The organism is Aquimarina discodermiae, from assembly GCF_040786235.1.
Classification (GTDB): Bacteria; Bacteroidota; Bacteroidia; order Flavobacteriales; family Flavobacteriaceae; genus Aquimarina.
Map to the genome: position 1 here is coordinate 84,046 of NZ_JBFMKP010000008.1, position 20,389 is coordinate 104,434.

15 protein-coding genes and 1 tRNA gene are annotated in these 20,389 nt (G+C 33.2%); 5 read left to right on the plus strand and 11 right to left on the minus strand.

Annotated features, from left to right (window positions below; genetic code table 11):
• Positions 1–29: 29 nt before the first annotated feature.
• From ABW636_RS06845 to ABW636_RS06860, 4 genes are all read right to left on the minus strand, one after another.
• Positions 30–1,823 (minus strand): tetratricopeptide repeat protein, encoded by a 1,794-nt coding sequence (locus ABW636_RS06845; RefSeq protein WP_367589218.1) that lies wholly within the window; start codon positions 1,821–1,823, stop codon positions 30–32.
• Positions 1,824–2,174: 351 nt separating this feature from the next.
• A complete protein-coding gene (gene serS / locus ABW636_RS06850) occupies positions 2,175–3,446 on the minus strand; it encodes a serine--tRNA ligase (RefSeq protein ID WP_367589219.1) in 1,272 nt (423 codons plus the stop codon).
• A gap of 333 nt (positions 3,447–3,779) precedes the next feature.
• The gene (locus tag ABW636_RS06855) at positions 3,780–3,953 is read right to left on the minus strand and encodes a hypothetical protein (RefSeq protein WP_367589220.1); all 174 of its coding nucleotides are present in this window, start codon (positions 3,951–3,953) and stop codon (positions 3,780–3,782) included.
• A gap of 190 nt (positions 3,954–4,143) precedes the next feature.
• On the minus strand, positions 4,144–4,320 hold the full coding sequence (locus ABW636_RS06860) for a hypothetical protein (protein WP_367589221.1): 177 nt from the start codon (positions 4,318–4,320) through the stop codon (positions 4,144–4,146).
• A gap of 363 nt (positions 4,321–4,683) precedes the next feature.
• Between ABW636_RS06860 and ABW636_RS06865 the strand changes: the two genes are divergently transcribed.
• The 3 genes from ABW636_RS06865 to ABW636_RS06875 are packed head-to-tail and all read left to right on the plus strand — an operon-like array spanning position 4,684 to position 5,886.
• A complete protein-coding gene (locus tag ABW636_RS06865) occupies positions 4,684–5,301 on the plus strand; it encodes a DUF2293 domain-containing protein (RefSeq protein ID WP_367589222.1) in 618 nt (205 codons plus the stop codon).
• A 40-nt stretch (positions 5,302–5,341) separates the two neighbouring features.
• Positions 5,342–5,503, plus strand: coding sequence for a hypothetical protein (locus ABW636_RS06870; RefSeq protein WP_367589223.1), 162 nt, complete (start codon positions 5,342–5,344; stop codon positions 5,501–5,503).
• The gene (locus ABW636_RS06875) at positions 5,500–5,886 is read left to right on the plus strand and encodes a YchJ family protein (protein WP_367589224.1); all 387 of its coding nucleotides are present in this window, start codon (positions 5,500–5,502) and stop codon (positions 5,884–5,886) included. Before ABW636_RS06870 ends, ABW636_RS06875 begins: the two co-directional genes overlap by 4 nt.
• 172 nt (positions 5,887–6,058) lie before the next feature.
• Here ABW636_RS06875 and ABW636_RS06880 read toward each other — a convergent pair whose 3' ends face one another.
• The 6 genes from ABW636_RS06880 to ABW636_RS06905 form a co-directional block, all read right to left on the minus strand.
• On the minus strand, positions 6,059–6,727 hold the full coding sequence (locus ABW636_RS06880; RefSeq protein WP_367589225.1) for a lipocalin family protein: 669 nt from the start codon (positions 6,725–6,727) through the stop codon (positions 6,059–6,061).
• A 138-nt stretch (positions 6,728–6,865) separates the two neighbouring features.
• Positions 6,866–8,203 carry an HTTM domain-containing protein gene (locus ABW636_RS06885; RefSeq protein WP_367589226.1) on the minus strand — a complete coding sequence of 446 codons (1,338 nt, stop codon included), beginning with the start codon at positions 8,201–8,203 and terminating at the stop codon, positions 6,866–6,868.
• Positions 8,200–9,132, minus strand: coding sequence for a bifunctional riboflavin kinase/FAD synthetase (locus tag ABW636_RS06890; RefSeq protein ID WP_367589227.1), 933 nt, complete (start codon positions 9,130–9,132; stop codon positions 8,200–8,202). Before ABW636_RS06890 ends, ABW636_RS06885 begins: the two co-directional genes overlap by 4 nt.
• A gap of 169 nt (positions 9,133–9,301) precedes the next feature.
• Entirely contained in the window at positions 9,302–9,925 is a 624-nt protein-coding gene (pth, locus tag ABW636_RS06895; protein WP_445012681.1) for an aminoacyl-tRNA hydrolase, read from the minus strand.
• A 371-nt stretch (positions 9,926–10,296) separates the two neighbouring features.
• Positions 10,297–10,923, minus strand: coding sequence for a 50S ribosomal protein L25/general stress protein Ctc (locus ABW636_RS06900; protein ID WP_367589229.1), 627 nt, complete (start codon positions 10,921–10,923; stop codon positions 10,297–10,299).
• A gap of 23 nt (positions 10,924–10,946) precedes the next feature.
• Complete coding sequence (locus ABW636_RS06905) at positions 10,947–11,888, minus strand: ribose-phosphate pyrophosphokinase (protein ID WP_367589230.1); 942 nt, start codon at positions 11,886–11,888, stop codon at positions 10,947–10,949.
• 147 nt (positions 11,889–12,035) lie between these two features.
• Here ABW636_RS06905 and ABW636_RS06910 point away from each other — a divergent pair.
• Positions 12,036–12,117 (plus strand) — tRNA-Leu (locus ABW636_RS06910).
• 186 nt (positions 12,118–12,303) lie between these two features.
• Here ABW636_RS06910 and ABW636_RS06915 read toward each other — a convergent pair.
• Positions 12,304–16,344, minus strand: a complete 4,041-nt coding sequence (locus ABW636_RS06915; protein ID WP_367589231.1) for a hybrid sensor histidine kinase/response regulator — start codon at positions 16,342–16,344, stop codon at positions 12,304–12,306.
• A gap of 591 nt (positions 16,345–16,935) precedes the next feature.
• Between ABW636_RS06915 and ABW636_RS06920 the strand changes: the two genes are divergently transcribed.
• Positions 16,936–20,334, plus strand: coding sequence for a cellulase family glycosylhydrolase (locus ABW636_RS06920; RefSeq protein ID WP_367589232.1), 3,399 nt, complete (start codon positions 16,936–16,938; stop codon positions 20,332–20,334).
• Positions 20,335–20,389: the final 55 nt, after the last annotated feature.

Here is a 20,389-nt window from a genome sequence, read left to right on the forward strand (position 1 = left end):
TTGAAGTGATTTCAATTTATTATAGATCACTAGTTAATTGCATCACCTCGTAAGGTTCGATACTTTTTTCGGGCATCTACAAAGTAGATACTATCTGCATGATTAAAAATAATCTTTTCGTACAGTTCTTTTGCTTTTTCTGGCTGCCCTAATCGACTGGTATACAATGCAGCCAACCAATAATAGGCATCATCAATTAGGATATCATCTTTATAAAATTCGATAATTTTTAAGTAGTTTACCTTTGCTTTTTCGAATTGTTCTTCTTTTTCGAATAATCTGGCTTGTCTTAAAAAAGTTTCGTCCTCAATTTTTTCGCCTTTATGCTCTGTCAATATCTTTTCATACATCGCAATCGCTTCTTCATTTTTATTCTGAAAAGCCAGCAGATCTGCTTTTGCAAAAATCTTTAAAGCCGTTTGTGTAGAATCTTCTAAAGAATTATCACTGATTATAAGACTTAACTCCATTGCATCATTAGCTATCAATTGCGAAGTAGATGATTTTAAAACATCTAATTGAGTCTGTGCCCAGGCAAAATCTCCTTTATAATAACTTGTCTTGGCAACCTTAAAGCGAGCATCCTGCGCAAGAAAATTATTTTTTAGTGCATTCTGTACCTGTGTATAATAAATCAATGCCTGATTAAACTTCTGATCTAGCACCAAAATATCTGCAATCTTCATTTTTATTCTAGATTTCTGAAACCTTGACAACCTACCTCTTCCTAGCATCTCTTTTAAGAAAGTAATAGACTCTTTTTTTTGATCCATCTTAAAAGCCAAAAAATGAGCATAATCTACTTGCAACCCTATTGTCTGCTGTGTTTTCCCATACTCTTCAAAAACTTCGTTATATTGATCTACTACCCCTTTATATTCTTTTTCTGAAGCACTATCTACCTTAGACTTCAGGATGATCTTATGAGCGGTAAGTTTCATATCTTTTGATGCCGGAGTTTCTAATATATAGTTTAAAATTTCTGTAGCCGATTTGATATCCTTTTCAGAAATAGCAATTCTCGCCAGATCAATTATACTAACCGGTCCTCTACCATCTTCTTTACGTTTATAAATTGCTTTTTGTTGAATAAATGCCTTTTTAAACTCCTTTTGTTGCACAAACAACCAACTTAACATTTCGTTGTATAAGATATTAGGTTCTTGCTGTAATTTTTTTACTAATAGTTTTCTAAAAATAACATTCGCTTCGTTAGCAGAGTCTTCTGTTATATATTCTCCAAAATTGCGTTGTACAATATTAATATAGCTTGGTTGCGTTTGTAAAAGTGACAGATAGCTATCGAACATTTTAGGTAATTTACCCTGTTCGCCATAAATCTTAGCCAGCTGTACATTAAAATTGGCACCAGGGTTATCCCTCATTCCTTTTTCATAAATGATTGCGGCTTCATCCAATAAGCTGTACTTTTCAAACGTTTGGGCCAACGAATATGCATGATTAATATTACTTTTTGTATATGCATCTATTGCTTTATCATAATACGTACGTGCTTTTTCTGAATTTCCCTGCACATCATAATGATGCCCAAGCTCTACCAGAATCTGTGCATTATTAGGGGTGTTCTTTAACCTATTCGTTAATATTTCTTCTGCTTTATCAAACTGTTCTAATTGCTGGTATGCCTCTACCAGACCCAATGCATACCCCATACGATTTGGGTTCCTGTCATAAAGTTTTTTATAAACCGATATCGCTTTTTCATATTGCCCCTGTTGTATATAATTTTTGGCCAACTGCTCTGACTGAGCCATTGTCGAAAAAGCAACCAACAAAGTAATATATAATAAGATCAAGCGCATTTTTAGCAAGTTTTTTTTGTAAAGATAACTTTAATGTAGCAAAGTTACAAAGAGGTTAATAGTCTGATTTCGAATATTAAACACTTTTCTTTTGACAAGCTACAAGTAATTCTATTTTTTCTGTCTCCTCAAACGCCGTCGAGAGGTATTTTTTAGTCTAATTAGTAGGTCTCGACTGCGCTCGACCTGACCATGAGTTGTAATTGATTGATTCTTATAAAAATAACTATTAAACTTAGATAAATAGTATCTACGCTAATAACATTAACCAAATTCAGAAAAGCTTCTTTTTACAAACAAAAAAAGGGATCTGTACAGATCCCTTTTTTACTATAACTAATATTCTTTTTTTTAATCAATATACTCGAACCCACAATAAGGCACCAATACTTCTGGTATTTTAATTCCTTGTGGGGTTTGGCAATTTTCTAAGATACCAGCAAGTACTCTTGGCAATGCCAGAGAACTTCCGTTTAGTGTATGTGCCAATTGATTTTTACCATTATTATCTTTAAAACGTAGTTTTAAACGATTGGCTTGAAAAGATTCAAAATTAGAAACCGAGCTAATCTCTAACCAACGATCCTGAGCTGTAGAAAACACTTCAAAATCATAGGTAAGTGCTGATGTAAACCCAATATCTCCACCACAAAGACGTAAGATACGATATGGTAAATTCAGTTCTTTTAAAATTTCTTTTACATGCGCCACCATACCATCCAGAGCCTCATACGAATTCTCAGGTTTTTCGATACGTACAATTTCTACCTTATCAAACTGGTGTAAACGATTTAACCCACGTACATGTGCCCCATAAGATCCTGCTTCACGTCTAAAACACGGTGTATATCCTGTGCAAGTTATGGGCAAATCGCTTTCTTGTAGCAACTCGTCTCTAAACATATTGGTTACAGGAACTTCTGCTGTTGGGATCAAGTATAAATCATCACCCGTCACATGATACATCTGCCCTTCTTTATCTGGTAACTGCCCTGTACCATATCCAGAAGCTTCATTTACCAAATGCGGTACCTGAAACTCTTTATACCCTGCATCTGTATTTTTATCTAAAAAATAATTAATTAATGCACGTTGTAATCGAGCACCTTTACCTTTATAAACAGGGAACCCAGCGCCAGTAATTTTTACACCCAACTCAAAATCAATAATATCGTATTTTTTGGCAAGCTCCCAATGTGGCAACGCTCCTTCTTCCAACACAGGAATATCTCCTTCTTGATATATTTCTTCATTATCGGCATCACTTTGCCCATCTGGCACAGAATCATGTGGTATATTCGGTATCGTATATAATATCTCAACCAATTTTTCTTGTATAGTAGTTAGCTCTACCGACAACTCCTTGGAACTTTCTTTAAGTTGTGCCGTTTTCTCTTTTAGCAAATTTGCTTTTTGCTGTTCTCCATTTTTAAATAAGAGTCCTATCTCTTTAGAAAACTTATTAGAGTCGGCCAGAGTGTTGTCTAATTTAGCCTGTGTAGCTCGACGATTTTCGTCTAATTTGATCACCTCTTCTAATACGGGAGCGGCATCAAAATTTCGTTTTTTCAAAGCGTTGATATACGCTTCTTTGTTTGCTACGATGTTTTGTACTACTAACATGGTTTATTTTTTGGGCGATTCCCGGGCTATTCGTTATATCTTTTTTTGTCACCCTAAGCCTTTCGACAAGCTCTGTGGAAGGGTCTCGTTCACAAAAAAAGGATGCCACTACTATCCCTATCGCAATGAGGGAGCTAATTTAAAGAAAAGCTTTGGTTTTTAAGGTTTATTTTTTTGAGTTATTTTGATCATTTAGGCTGTCATAAATCAAATCATTTTGGCTCACCCAATTATATCAAAAAACACTTTTTCTTTTCCATAAAAAAAACAGTCATACTTTATTGGTATGACTGTTTAGAATATTGTTCTAATGTTATGATCTGTGGCTACAAACTAACAGAACTGTGCCCATAAGCAAACTTCTCTTCCAAAATATTCATGGTAGCAACAAGCCATACCTCCTCCACAATCAGAGTCCGTAACACAACTTTTTGGTCCGCCGCCCTGAATACTTCTTTGTTGTACTTTGCTCAATGGTTTTCCTAGGTTTAAAAGTGTTTTTTTCATGTTTAGAATAATTTAAATGTTAATAAATAAGAGTTCTCAAAACTATCTGAATTTAGAACTTACTCAATATTAACCATTTACACCCAGTTAATCAATATGATGTTGTCGAAATTCTGGAATCCAGATACATAGAGCTCATACAAAAACCAGCTCTTTACACTGACAATCAGAATAGGGTATTAAAAACAATTTACGCACAAAATTGTCCCCAAGTACAAATTTTTCTTGCAAAATAGGGTATATGACAACACACCATATTTCCTCCGCAATCAGAGTCTGTAAGACAATCTTCTGGGGCACCCCCTTGGATACCTTTTTGTTGCGTTTTGCTAATTGGTTTTCCTAGATTTAAAAGTGTTTTTTTCATGTTTAGAATAATTTAATGGTTAATAAATAAGAGTTTCCAAAGTTAACACACCTCAGAACCAACTCAATATTAAATATTTACCCATAATTTATCAATATAACGTTCTCGGAATTCTGGAATCCCGATATATATAGTTTATACAAAAAATGGCCTGCTTAATAATTATGATAGCATATACGAATACTCCAAAAACAAAAAGCATTATTATAGAGAGGTACTATTTTACATAGAGATATCTATAAATAACTTTAACACATCAGAAATAAATGTTATATATCTTATTTTTGCATCAATTTTAAACTATACAGAGTGGCAACCACCTCACAAAATATCTTTCTTACCAAAAAAGAAAAGCTTCGATGTATGAAGTGTGGCAAACATATACCCAAGGGAAAATCTTTTGTAGCAGAAAGTGAGAATCACCGAGGCACTTGTTTTAGCTGCTCTCCTTTTGTAGGTTATGTAATGCTTCCTCCTGGTGATGCTGCAATGACCAGACGATCCAAAAAACACTCTACTCTTTGTGGTGTGGTCTTAGGTTGGAATCAACGTAGAAAACGTTACGAACGTCAAGGACAACTGGTAGAAGAAATTGCTATAGAAAAAGCTAAAATCGAATGTCAGAAAGATCAGGCTATACGAGATCAAAAAAACAAAAAAGCAGCATTGGTACGTGAGGTAAAAGACCGTGAATATAAAATTGCTTTTGCACATGCGATTAGAAAAAGATACCCGCATTGTCCTACCAACAGAGAATTTCATATCGCCCAACATGCTTGTGAAAAGCATAGTGGAAGAGTCGGCCGTACAGCCAATGCCAAGCAATTTGATCCCAAAATGATCGATCTGGCAGTAGAAGCTCATATACGCCATACCGAAACGAATTATGATACTCAATTCGGAAAAGGTAAAAGTAAAAAAGAGATCAGATCCGAAGTGCGATATGACATTAATTATCTATTGAAACAATGGAGAGGGTAGTCTCTTTTTAACCCTTTATCTAATCATAAATAGTAAACTTATGCCTAAAAAAGGAAAAGAAAAAAATACAGTGAATAAGGCCAAGCATGCCAAATTGATGAATCGTAAAAAGAACAAATTAAGAAAAGAAAAAGAGGCAAGAGCAGAACGCTTAAAAGCGATCATAAAAAAAGCCAATGAACAACAACAAAAGTTACCATGAATACCTGCTACTGCGGAAATAAAAGATCATATAACGACTGCTGCGCCAAAGTACATCAAGATATCAACCTTGCAACAACAGCCGAAGCATTGATGCGTTCTCGATATAGTGCCTATGTTTTGTCAAAAGGAGATTATCTAATGAAAAGTCATCACACTTCTACAAGGCCTCTTAAAGAAAAAAAAGCGATCATCAAGTGGGCAAAAGCAGTACAGTGGATAAAACTAGAGGTCATATCGACCACTAACGGAGCTATAAGTGATAGTGAAGGAACGGTAGAGTTTAAAGCGTTTTATTATGATGAGCAAGGTTTACAAATGATTCATGAAAACTCAAAATTTGTACGTGAGAATGGCTATTGGGTATATCTTAGAGAAGCATAACCATACACATTTTTATTATCTACAGTACTCGATTATAATCCTATTTCTTTATTAATGATTACGCAAGCCCCAATACCATATAAGGTAACTGCAAAGTGTTTTATTTGGATCAGGATCCCGGCTACAAGATTGATTTTGATAATAAACTATAAAATCATATTCGCTATTTAACCTAAGGGTATACGCAATCTTGACCTTGATAAGTAATCTCTAATTTAGTTAAATCGTAACCTTGTAAAATCAGATTCACAAAAATTTTGAATAATGCTACTTTTTGCTTAATAGTTGTAATTTCGGGAGTTCTACTTAATAAAAATAAGCTATCTCTATCAGGACCGCTTACCACAGAGAAATCATAGGGCTCGTCTTCATCAAAACCAACCAGATCAATAATCCAGTAATCTCCTGGCACAGGACCAAAGAACACATTTAGTTTTGAATTAGTTTGTTCGTCTACCACAACAGCAGTACCATTGATAGCACTAAACTCCCCTGTGGTGGTTAATGTACAATTATTAAAAACACTTATACCTTCAGGAATAACAGCATAATCTGCAGTTGTACAGGAGCAATTTTGGCTAAAAAACGAAGGAAAATTAGCCAACTCATACCATCGGCCGGTATACCTTGACAATTCAACAAAATCTACTGTTTGTACAGGGGTACTTTTTTGTTTTCTAATCGAAGTTTGAGAAATGGCTTCATTTAAGATAGCTTGAATATCTTTGGAAGGAACGGTTGCTATGCTTTCTAGAGAATCTGAATCGATAGTTTCTTTTTCGCAAGCCGCAAAGAAAGTGATAAATAATCCAAAAGCGACAAGGTAAATGACACTTTTCATGTGTATACGAATTAAATTGGTTGCTACCCTATAAAATTAAGGCTATTTAAAAACCTAATACACAAACAAATGTTAAACTTTGGCTAAGCTTTCTGAACTTTTTCAAAATCAAAATTTACTTCATAATAAGCAGTAGTATTATTCTGAGCTTTGTTGGTCGTCACTATATTTTATAACCCAGGGATTGGTGGTAAAATGATTCCAGGGCACACTTGTCAAATCAACTTTAGGGTCTATAAGCTGTTTGTAAGGCTTACCATTAACAGACACTCTACTATCTACATACACAGCAATATCAGTGCCCCTAGCAGCGTATTCTTTCTTTAGGTATTGCGCAAACTGCCATATTCCGTCTGGTCGAGCCGACACCATACGTAATTGTTTTTTGGTTAGATAATCACTTTTCTTAATATAGGATCTACGTGCATCGGGATCATCTTTATTCACCACATAAAAATTGGTACTCCCAGATCGCCCTCTTAACATCATTCTCCAACTTAGTTTATGCCCTTCTTCTGTCCATAAAACATCTCCTGGTATAAACCAATGACGCACTGGTAATGCTATTTGTATTACAAACCATATGATAGCTATAGGAAGTGCTATTTTTTTATAATCAGAAACAATTATTTCTTTCTTATCATAGAACTCCTTCTTTTTCATAAATAGGCGATGAATGGTTTCTTTTGAAAAGAAAAATACACTAAATGCCAAAGACATATAAGGGAATATTCCTATTTGAAAAACTGCCGAATTAAATAAATGAAAAAAAATGCTCACTCCAAAAGCAAATAATCGAGTTCGTTTCCACAATAAAAGAGGAACAATAAGCAAATCGAATAAAATTCCAAAATAAGCAATACTTACATGCGCCCAATGCTCTTGAAGCAACTCTCCTATTATAGGCAAATCTGCTTTTCCGCTCATTAGGTTTTTAGCAACTGTAAAGTCCAACCAATCAGGATATAATTTGGCTACAGAAGCATAGGTATATACAATCCATAACTGTGCAATAATAATCAACAGACACCACCTGGGCATTGCTATTCTTTTAAGTGCTGGATTTTTTTTTACATCAATAGAAAAATAATTACCGGCAGGTAAAATCGACATTATAATACACAGAAGTAATAACAAATAATAGTGATTGTTATACGATGATTTTTGCATAAAATACACTCCTGCCCACATCAAGGTATACCCTATCATACTCCATCGGTATTTATAGCCAACCATTACCAATAGTCCCAAGGATCCCATAATAGCAAAGTAAAAATACATTCCATTACCTGGCAGTGGTTGTAAAAAATCTAAACCAATAAAATTGAAGGTAAACTTTGGTTCGACAAGGGTACGCCCTACCCATCCTGTAAGAATAGCACCTATACCTTCTGCTGCAATCAAAAAGCCAAAAAAAACTCTAAAAATAATCAGAGCACTATTATCTATTTGAGTAAACAACCAACGATTGATCATAATAAAGAGTTTATAAATTCTCTAGAGAATTCTTCATCTTGTTGCATGGCATTTTGTAACTGCTCCAGAGATTCAAACTTTTTTTCATCACGAATACGTTTTAACATTTTAATCTGTATTTTTTTATCATACAGATTAAACGAAGTATCAAAAAAATGAGTTTCTATCGATTGCTGAGTACCATTTACGGTTGGGTTTGTTCCTATATTCATCATCCCATAATAGGTTTTGGTATCTATAAGAGATTTTACGATGTATACCCCGTTCTTCGGAATAAGCTTATAGGATTCTTCTATATACAAATTGGCGGTAGGATAACTTAACTTACGTCCTAATTTTTTTCCTTGCACCACGGTACCAGTTAGCATAAACTCATACCCAAGATATGCATTGGCTTTATCTATATTTCCATCAAAAAGTGCTTCTCTTATTTTTGTAGAGCTTACTGCTACATCATCGATGTCCTGCTTAGAAATTTCTTCTACTGTAAAATTATGTCGTTGACCAAACAGGGCCAAGCTTGTAATATCAGAATTACGGTTACGGCCAAAACGATGATCATACCCTATAATCACATGTCTGGTATTAAGATTGTCCACCAACATTTCCTGAATATAATCTTCTGCAGTCAATCTCGAAAATTCTTTGGTAAATGGATGAATCACCAAACTCGACAAACCGGTTTCTTCTAATATTTGTATTCGTTCATCCAACGTAGTGATTAGTTTAATATCAGAATCTTGTTGCAATACAATCCTTGGATGTGGAAAAAAAGTAAGAATAACCGATTCCAGATCATTTCTTTTTGCATTTTCTACAAGTCTTTCTATTATTTTTTTATGTCCGATATGCACGCCATCAAAAGTACCAATAGTAACTACCGATGGAATCTGGTTATCGTATGTTTTGGCATCTGTATAACGTTTCATCTGCTGCAACTTGGTTTATATTCAATCATCAGACAAGGTTCTTTCGCATGGATTATGGTGAACGTTCTAGTGGGTATGTTGGTTGGTATCAATTTAATTGGTCTCGCTTAATTATAGAAGTATGCTTTAAGGTATGTGTAAAAATAAAAAAATTGTTTGGATACTTTCTTTATTTTCCGTTAAAGGTATTCATAGTATTCGCTAATCCAGCAGTGGCAAAGGATTTGATCAGAGAAATTCCCTTCTCTAAACGTTCTTGCATGATGCTTTCTTCCTCCAGGGTCCATTCTCCCAAAACATAATCTACCTGTCTGCCTTTTCCAAAATCTGCCCCTACTCCAAACCGAAATCTATTATATTTAGACGTTTGCAATTGCGCTTCGATATCCTTAAGACCATTATGTCCTCCTGCACTGCCTTTCGCTTTTAGTCTTATAGATCCGTATGGTAGATTGATATCATCTGTAACGACTAATAAATTTTCTAAAGGCACCTTTTCTTTCTCTAACCAGTATCGTACTGCCTTTCCGCTTAAATTCATATAAGTACTAGGTTTAAGTAACAAAATCGTTCTTCCTTTATGTTTATAGGTTGCCATATCCCCCAATTTCTTAGTTTCGAAACTAAGATCTTCTTCTTTTGCAAGCGCGTCTAATATCCTAAAACCTATATTATGTCGTGTATTATGATATTTGGGGCCAATGTTACCCAGACCAACAACCAAAAATTTTTTCATTAAATCTTCTTTTGATTCTTCTTCTTTTGAAAATAATTTTCTAAAAACAGAAAGCATATAATTTCTAATATTTTGCAATGAGAATAAACCTCATACCATTTCTCAAATAAAATTACCTACTATAATTGTTTCTTTTTATTCAATTCAGTTTACCCTAATTTCATTTAAGAATTGGTATTATACGATTTACGCATAAAACTTTCGCATATAGTTAGTTTCTTTTGCACTATATCTGCGTTATAAAATTCAACAATAGCTAAGGCTATTCTTTAATTTTATGCCTTAATCTAGCATAAAATAATTCAAACTCTTTATACGAATTTCTTATGCATAAATCGTATTACATCACACCCTATAATGCTTGTAAAAATAAAAAAAGCATTCCGAATAAGAACGGAATGCTTTTGTATTCTATAAAAACTTCAAAATTAAGCTTCTGCTGCCGGAGCTTCTGCTCCTTCTGCTGCTGCAGTTTCTTCTTCTTCTTCCTCGTCGTCATCTGCAACCGCAGTACGAGATGTTTTAACCATACAGATTACAGTGTTATCTGGGTGTAGAATAGTGAAATCATCACTTGCTACATTGGTAACATATAATTTATTACCGATTTTAAGGTTGGTAATATCTCCTTCGATCACATCTGGTAATTTTGATGCTAAACCTTTTACTTTGATACGTCTTAAGTTAAAACGTAACACACCACCATTACGAACACCACGAGAGTTTCCTGTTGTTTTGAAAGGAATTTCCATGGTAATTGGCTTGTCATCAAAGATTTCAACAAAATCAATATGTAAAATTCTATCTGTTACAGGGTGAAATTGAATATCCTGTAGAATAACATTGATATTTTTACCATTATCCAACGCGATTACCACGGTATGAACGTCTGGAGTATACACTAAGTTCTTGAAAGCAATTTCTGGCGCTGCAAAGTGTACAATAGTGTCTCCACCGTAAATAACACAAGGTACCTGTCCAGCATTACGTAAGGCTTTTGTTGCTTTCTTGCCTACGCTTTCTCTTTGAGATGCATTGATTGTTAATGATTTCATTTTAAATATATTAAATTAGTAATTTACATAACGAATTTAGAACTGATAGATTGATTTTGATGAACGCTTTTCATAACGTCTGCAAATAAATCTGCACAACTTACCACTCTAATTTTTTCGCTTTTTTGTTTTAGCGGAATCGAATCGGTCACGATCAATTCTTCTAATTTTGAATTTTCTAGTCTTTCATAAGCAGTACCCGATAAGATTGGATGCGTACAAATAGCTCTTACACTCTTAGCTCCTCTTTCCATCATCAAGTCTGCTGCTTTGGTCAATGTCCCTGCAGTATCTACCATATCATCTACCAATACTACATTTTTACCAGTTACATCTCCTATAAGTTCCATATGAGAAATCACATTGGCCTTAGCTCTTTGTTTATAACAAATCACGACGTCACTACTTAACGCTTTAGAATAAGCATAAGCTCTTTTAGAACCTCCCATATCTGGTGAAGCAATCGTAAGATTATCCAGATTTAATGATTGCAAATAGGGTAAAAATATCGTAGATGCAAACAAGTGATCTACAGGTTTCTCGAAGAATCCTTGTATCTGATCTGCATGAAGGTCCATGGTTATAATTCTGGTTGCTCCTGCAGTTTCCAACATTTTAGCAATTAATTTTGCCGCAATAGGAACTCTTGGTTTATCTTTTCTATCCTGTCTTGCCCAACCATAATAGGGTAATACTGCTGTAATATGTCTTGCAGAAGCTCTTTTGGCAGCATCTAACATCAACAACATTTCCATAAGGTGATCAGAGTTTGGATGTGTCGAGCCAATAATAAATACTCTTGATCCTCTTACCGACTCTTCGAAAGAAGGCTGAAACTCACCATCGCTATAGGTCGATGTAATTACATTACCCAATTTAGCACCATAGGCTGATACTATTTTTTCTGCTAGTTCGGTACTTTGTGTGCATGCAAAAAATTTTGCTTCTGTAACTACATTTGGCATAGGGTAAAATGTTGTTTTATAATGAGTTAAATATAATTTCTTAAAAACAAGGTGCAAATTTATAAATTTATTTCAACTCTCCCCCTTATTTTATTACTTATTTGCTGGTTCTAATCAAATATTTTTTTAATTTTGCCGTCCTGTTATGCTCGAGTGGCGGAATTGGTAGACGCGCCGGATTCAAAATCCGGTTCTTTCGGGAGTGTGGGTTCGATTCCCACCTCGAGTACTAAACGAGATACATCTTTTTTATTAGATGGTATCTCGTTTTTATTTTCTTTAAAATTATTTGATAATGAAGAAATTATAGTAAATAGAGATTCTTTCGTTTAATCAAGTATCCAGTTTGTTTTGTGCTACAAGAAGCAGCGGTAATAAAGCATATGCAAAGTTCTCAATATTTTATTGGTGATTATTACGACCAAAATTGTTCGACATACTGAGAAGGAGTTTTATTATAATATTTTTTAAATGTCTTTGAAAAATATTTAGGGTTTTTAAAACCAACTTTGTAACCAACTTCGGACACACTATGATCGCCAAGTTCTAAAAGCTGACTAGCTTTTTTCATTCTAATTGAAATTATAAATTCTTTGGGAGTAAGATTAGTCCATTCTTTAATTTTTACAAATAACATTGTCCTACTTAGTCCTAATTCTGAACAAAAATAAGGAATATCAAAATCAGCATTGTTAACATTATTTTCTACAATTCTAATAGCTTTTTCCAATAACTTTTCTTCTAATGACAATATATCGTTGGATTGAACATCCGTCTTACTTGCTTTTTGTTTTAATTGTTTTGAAGTACCTATTAAGTTTTTTATGATCAGAATAAACTCTTTAACATTAAATGGTTTTTCGATATAAGCATCTGCGCCAGATTCCAATCCTTCAAACTTATATGCTACCGATGATTTTGAAGTTAGTAAAATGATTGGGATATGACTGGTTCGATTATCGTTTTTAAGTTTCGAACAAAGAACAGTTCCTTCCATAATTGGCATGATTACATCACTTACAATCAAATCTGGTTGAGTTCTTAATGCTTTTTTCAAGCCTTCTTTGCCATTGCTTGCCTGTAGTACTGAATAGTCTTTTTTCAAAAAATCCACTACAAAACCTCTAAACTCATCATTATCTTCAACAATCAGTAATGTAGGTCTGTCTTCGCTTTTTTGGATGCTATCAAACTCAACCCTTTCAAAACGCTCCTTAAAATTAAATTGATTTTTGTAAGAAATAATCTCTTTTTGAATAGAATCCCCTTGAACAATTTCATAGCCATTCAAATGGCTTTTTCCTAATTTTAACTCGACTATAAACTTGGTTCCATTACCTTGCTTGCTTTCTACATAAATCTCACCTTTATGCAATTCTATTGCTTTTTTAGCTATGTATAGTCCTATCCCACTCCCCTGATTAAAATGTTTTTGATACTCTATTTTACTCGCAGTCTCATAATACTTTTCAAAAATTTTGCTTATGAATTCTGGATCGACTCCTTTACCATTATCAGAGATTTCGATTAGAACGTTTTGATCTTTTTGATAGATTTTCACTTTTACATCACCTCCTTTTGGGGTATATTTAAAAGCATTAGACAAAATATTGTAGAATACCTTTTCTAGTTTATTATGATCATAAAATATATAAATTTCATTATCACTACTTTCAAAAGAATAAGAATAATTTCCGATACTGGCATACTCTTCAAAAGAATGATATACTTCTTTTAAAAAAGGGACTAGGTTCTCTTTTTTGGCCTGCAATTTAGAATGCTTATTCTCAAATGTTCTAAAATCCAGTAATTGATTAGTAAGCTTGAGCAGTTGGCTTGCATTACGCTCTATAATGAGTAATTTTTTATAAGTTTCTTTATTACCTGTATAATTATCAATCAGTTGCTGTAGCGGAGCCAGTATTAGCGTTAAAGGAGTTCGGAAATCATGTGATATATTAGTAAAAAAATCCAATTTAGATGTATTAATTTCTTCCTGTTTACTTTTTGCTATACGCTCAGATTTTAGTTTCCCCGAAAGGATTATTTTTGCTTTTACATTTGTAAATATTTGGTATAATATTAATAAAACAATCAAAAAATAACTGAGATAAGCAAGAGGCGTTTTCCATAGAGCAGCTTTTACTAGTATGGTTAATCTAGTTGGCTTTTCAATCCACGCTTCGTTATTATTAGCATCTTTAACTTCAAAAGTATATGAACCTGGTTTTTGGATAGTATAACTAGCTTCAGGGTTTTTGGTAAATTTCCAATCACTATTTAACCCAACAAGTCGATAAGCATATCGATTATTAGCAGCATTTAGATAATTAGGAATTGCAAAATTCAAAGAAAATGAAGATTCATTGTGCTCTAACACAATTTTATCCATAAACGAAATACTTTTGTCAAGATTTTTACCATTGATTTTTAATCCAGTTAAAATTACACGGGACTCATAATCATTTTTTTGTAACTCTATAGGGTTAAAGAATGTAACCCCTTTGACGCTCCCAAAATACAAGTTCCCGTTACTTGCTTTTAAATAAGAATTACCGATAAACTCATTTCTTAAAAAACCTTCAGTTTGATTGTATATAATAGATTTTTTGGTTTTAGGATTATATTTTACCATTCCCAAATTACTACTTATCCAAAGATTATCTCCATTATCTTCAACGATACTATATGCAGTTATAAGGTTTCTATTTAATAAGTTTAAATTAACTTCTTCAAAAGTATTATTGTTTAGTTTAAGAATACCTCGCTCTTTGGTTCCTATAAAAATTTGACCATGATGGTCTTGATAAATACATGTAATATTATGTCCATATGCTTTTTTACTTTCGAATAGAAACCTTTCTACAAGAGGATAATCAGCATTGATTTGATCTTTTGAAACCTTATTTAAACCTTTATCGGTACCAATCCATAAATTGTCATTGTTATCAGAAAAAACACATCGAACACTATTATTGGTTAAGGATTTCTTTTTCCATAACTTATGATCAATTCGACTAATTTTTTGAGATACCGTGTCATAAACAATAACTCCTTTACCAAAAGTCCCTATAATAAGATTATTACCAATTTTTGTAATTGAATAAACACCTTGGTCAGATAATAACGTATGTAGTTCTTTGTGAGTTAATGAATAGAAAGATTTGGTAGCAATATTAAAACATTTGATCCCGTTTTTTAGTGTTCCAATCCATAAGTTTTGCCTATCCAGTAGTAGTGATTTGACATTGACGCCAGATAATTTAGTATTTAATGCTTCGGTTAACTCCTCAAAAGTTTCACCATTTTTATGAATAACATTTACTCCATTACCTTCTGTTCCTATGTAAAGTTTACCTTTAGCATCTTCAACGAATGAACTTACTATCTCTAGTTGATAAGCTTGATCTCCCTTTATTTTATATAATGTATGGAAATTATTATTATAAATGTCCCACAAATTTACCCCTCCATAATATGTACCTATCCATACAGAACCATTACCATCTGTATAGATTTCTTTGATACTATTTTTACTTAAACTTTTTGGATTACCGGGTTGATTAACGATTTTAATTATTTTATGATTCGTCTTTTTTATATATAACCCATTATAAGTCCCTATCCATAAATTACCATTGTGGTCGTATACTAATCTTCGAATATCAGAACTTGGTATTTTATCTTTTTTTTGATGGTTATAGGGTATAAAATTTTTATTCTTTTTATTAAATAAGAATAAGCTATTACGTTTTGTACCAATCAATAAATTACCATTAACATCTTCGTTGATTGCTTGAATAAATATAGGATAAGAAGCAATATGGCTTTCAAATTTTAAATGGTATATATCGGTGCCAATCACTTTATGAATTCCCGAGGAGGTTCCTATCCACACTATATCGTTTTTATCTTGAAAAATTTCAATAATAAAACTGTCGATCAATCCAGAAGAATTATCTTTTCTATAGTCTATTAATTTTTCTTTCTTTTGATCATAAATGTAGAGCCCATTAGAAGAAGCAATCCATAATGTTTGATCATTCATTTGTTTTATGGCACGAATAGAGGAATGTGATACGGTATTTTTCTCTGAAGAATACAAAAATCTAGTGAACGTTTCGGTTCTAGGATCAAAACGATTTAAACCATTATGAGTTCCTATCCAAATAAACCCTTTATTATCTTCTTGTATGGATAAAACATCATTATTACTTAAAGAGGTAGAGTCTGATGAAATATTTCGATACACGGTGATTTTTTCACCATCATATTTATTAAGCCCATCTCGGGTACCAATCCACATTTGACCAAACTGATCTTGTTTTATAGCTATCACAGTACTTTGTGATAACCCCTCAGAGACAGAGAAATGAATAAAGTTATTAAAATTAGATTCTTGAGAAAAAGCAAAAAGATGTATAAAAAACACAAATAGTATAATTGCTCTTTTCATATTTGGAGTATGTATATAATTGATCAACTATAAATATAACGTTAATCTGAGAGATTATTATGATAAAACGAAATACGGTTGTGCCATTTTTTGTTACAAAATTAATTTAACAAAAAAAACAAAACCACTAAAAAACCATCAAGAAAAACCATGATAATCAATTAGTTGTACAAAAACACTACATGAATCGGACTTTTATAACCTTTTTAATACATAACATTGTTCTCAGGAAATTATTTACAAATACCCCCTTGTAAGATTTCAAATATTGATAGTATAAAACAGAAAAGTTAAGAGAAATAAACAACAACGTAAAACACTAATCTTATGAAAACTATGAAAACCTCAAAGTCTGTAAAAATTCATTTATAGCACAAATTTATTTGCTGCACCACCCAGAAGATTCAACTTCCTCTTTCCTGATCTATAAGGTGATTGCTATATTTCTTATTTATGTAATATTAGTCTTATGCTATTGCATTACTAATTCCTAAAAGGATGCTTATAACTATACAAAAATATTTCATGTAATTGAATGATACTATTTGTAGGGCTCATAAATCATTTTATAATTAATCATAAACTCACAACATGATGAAAATAAAAGTAAAACACCTTTCATTAAAACCTGTTACTCAACAATTAATCTTTGTTTTTTTACTATCCTACTGTGCTATTTTTGCTCAATCACCCGTAGAAAAAAATGGTAAGCTAAGAGTTAATGGTAACAAAATAGTTAATAAAAACAATATCCCCACAAGTCTTGCAGGCAATAGTTTATTCTGGAGCAATGCAGGTGACACTTCTGATTTTTATAATACCACTGTGGTAAATCACCTTGCTTCTGACTGGAATAGTGCTATTATTAGAGTAGCTATGGGAGTCAAAGAAAGTTGGGATGAAGGAACCGGATATGTCGATAGCCCAGAGGCTCAAAAAACCAAAATTAGAAAAGTAATAGATGCTGCTATAGTTAATGGTATGTACGTGATTATCGATTGGCATACGCATGAAGCTGAGAAATATCAGGCAGAGGCAATTACTTTTTTTACAGAAATGGCTGATTTATATGGCGATAAAGACAATATTATTTATGAAATCTATAATGAACCCATTCGTCAATCTTGGTCAGAAATAAAATCTTATGCAAATGTGGTGATATCAGCTATTCGATCAAAAGATCCGGATAACTTGATAATAGTTGGATCTTCCACTTGGTCGCAAGATGTAGATATTGCATCAAATGACCCTATTGATGATGCGAATACTGCTTACACATTACATTTTTATGCAGGGACACATAGTCAAGGATTACGTGATAAAGCAAAAAGAGCTATGGATAATGGCATAGCCTTATTTGCTACAGAATGGGGATCTGTAAATGCAGATGGTAACGGAGTTTCTGATATTTCTGAAACAGAAAAGTGGATGAGTTTTTTTAAAGAAAATGACATAAGCCACGCAAATTGGGCAATCAGTGATAAAAATGAAGGAGCTTCATCGGTAAAAAGTGGTGCAGGAATATCTGGTTTAGTAAATAATCAACTTACAGACACGGGTGAATTCATTAAAAATATTATCAAAAATTGGTCAGATGATATCGTGGATCCTAACCCAAACGGAACGATTAATTGCAATACTGTTGATTGTATTCTAAATGCAATGAAAAATGCAAAGCCTGGAGATGAAATTATTATAGCTCCAGGAACTTATACTGCTCCAGATAAAATTGTGGCAAACGGAAGAGCTGCTCGATTTTTCTCTGATAAAGATGGAACTTCTGGTAAACCAATTGTTATAAGAAGTAAAAATCCCTCAAATCCAGCTATCCTTAAAGGTCCTAATGGAAGATACGATGGTTATGTGATGAGAATCTTAGGAGATTATTGGAAAATAGAGGATCTTATTTTAGCAGAAGGATCAAAAGGTTTGGTCTTTGATAATGCGAATCATGGAGTTATTAAAAATGTAATAGTCAGAGAACTTGGAGAAGAAGGAATTCACTTAAGAGATGGTTCCAGCTATAATTTGGTTAAGGATTGTAAAGTATATAATACGGGTCTTAAAAAACCAGGTATTGGAGAAGGACTTTATGTAGGATCTGACAAAGGTCAACACGATGACTATAATAGGGATTGTAATAATAATACGATAGAAGGCTGTGTAATTGGCCCAAATGTAACTGCAGAAGGTGTAGATGTAAAAGAAGGCACTAAAAATACCATCATCAGAAATTGTACATTTTCTGCCAAAGGAATATCAGGAGAAAATAGCGCAGATGCCTTTATAGACCTTAAGGGATCATACGCATTTGTATATAACAACACCTTTAATCTTGATGGATCTACCATTATTAAAGCTGGTATTGATTTCTTGGATAGAGGTACTGGATATAACACTGGGTATAGAAATGCAATTTTTGATAATACATTTTATCTTGAAGGAAGAGGGTCACAAATTCAGACTGCAAGAAAAAAACAAGGAAACCCTTCAGAAATTCATGTATGGAATAATACCAGAAATCCCAATAGCTCTGATTTTCCGATAATTGATGGAACCTTAAATTATGTAACGCAATCTTGTCCAAGTTGGAATATTATTCCTTGTCAGGGAGGTGAAGAAAATGAAGTTCCTGACGTTCGTATCACTTCTCCTTCTAATAGAGATAACTTTACAGTTGGTTCTAACATTGTAATAAAAGCAAATGCTTCTGATGCTGATGGTAATGTGGTCAAAGTTGAATTTTTTAGAAACGATATAAAAATTGGAGAAGACACCTCATCTCCTTATGAGTATACAATTAATAATGTTGCTACAGGAAATTACACTTTAAAAGCAAAAGCTATTGATGATGATGGAGCTGATAAATACTCTTTAGAAGTAAATATTGTGGTAGAAGAAGAGCCAGTTCAGGAGTGCACTGGCAGTGCAAACTCATTCACACCGCTTATCCAGGCAGAAGATTACTGCGGTATGCAAGGTGTTAGAACCGAACAAACATCAGACGTCGGAGGAGGTATTAATGTAGGTTGGATTGATGTTGGAGATTATATAGATTATAGATTGAATATACCCGAATCAGGATTATATAAAATTGAGTATAGAGTTGCAAGTAAATTTGGTAATGGTGAAGTAGATTTTAGAGTAAATAATACTTCCAAAGGTAAAACAGCAATCCCAAATACTGGTAATTGGCAAAACTGGATAACTATTGATACTACAGTAGAGTTATCCAGAGGAAATCAAACTATTCGTCTTTTTGCTACAGGACCGAGTTGGAATATTAATTGGTTTAAAATTACTAAAGAAAGTGATCCTGACCCCAATCCAAATACCTGTAGTTTTGGAACACCATTATCTAATAGCTTACCCGCCTTGGACAAAGCTTCTTATGGTAATGTTCATGTATTAGGAACTAATGGACCCGATTTAAGCAATTTTAGAAGATTTAGGATTAATTGGAACCCTTCTCAAAATGGATTATATCAATTTGCCTTTAATACCAATAATGGTGTTCCCAATTACTATGTAAACTTAAGAAATTCTATGAATTATAGTTTCAACACAAACAATCCCAATGTCTCCATCTCTAATTCTGGTTTTACAGGATTAGATGGTGACTATTGGGTAACAAAAGATGGCGATAACTTCGTGATGGTTTCTAAAACAGGAAAATTTACATTGTATTTTAATAACTCGACAACGGCACCAAATTGTTCTAATAAAATAGGAGTTTTAGCACCAAAAAGTAACGCCAGTAATATAAAAGTATTTCCTAATCCAGTTGATGGTGATATAGTTACGATTTCTAATATAGAACAGTCAAAAACTACTCTTGAGATTTTGGATGTTCATGGGCGTACTATAATTAATAAGTTAGTTCCTGATAAAGAAATTTCTGTTGATGTTTCTTCTCTAGAAGTTGGGCTGTATCTAATTGTCATTAAAGGGCGTATATACAAAAAGGTGACACGTCTCTTAAAGAAATAAAATCTGCCGAATATCTTAAAAAAAGGGGGTGAAATATATTTGCCCCATTACAATA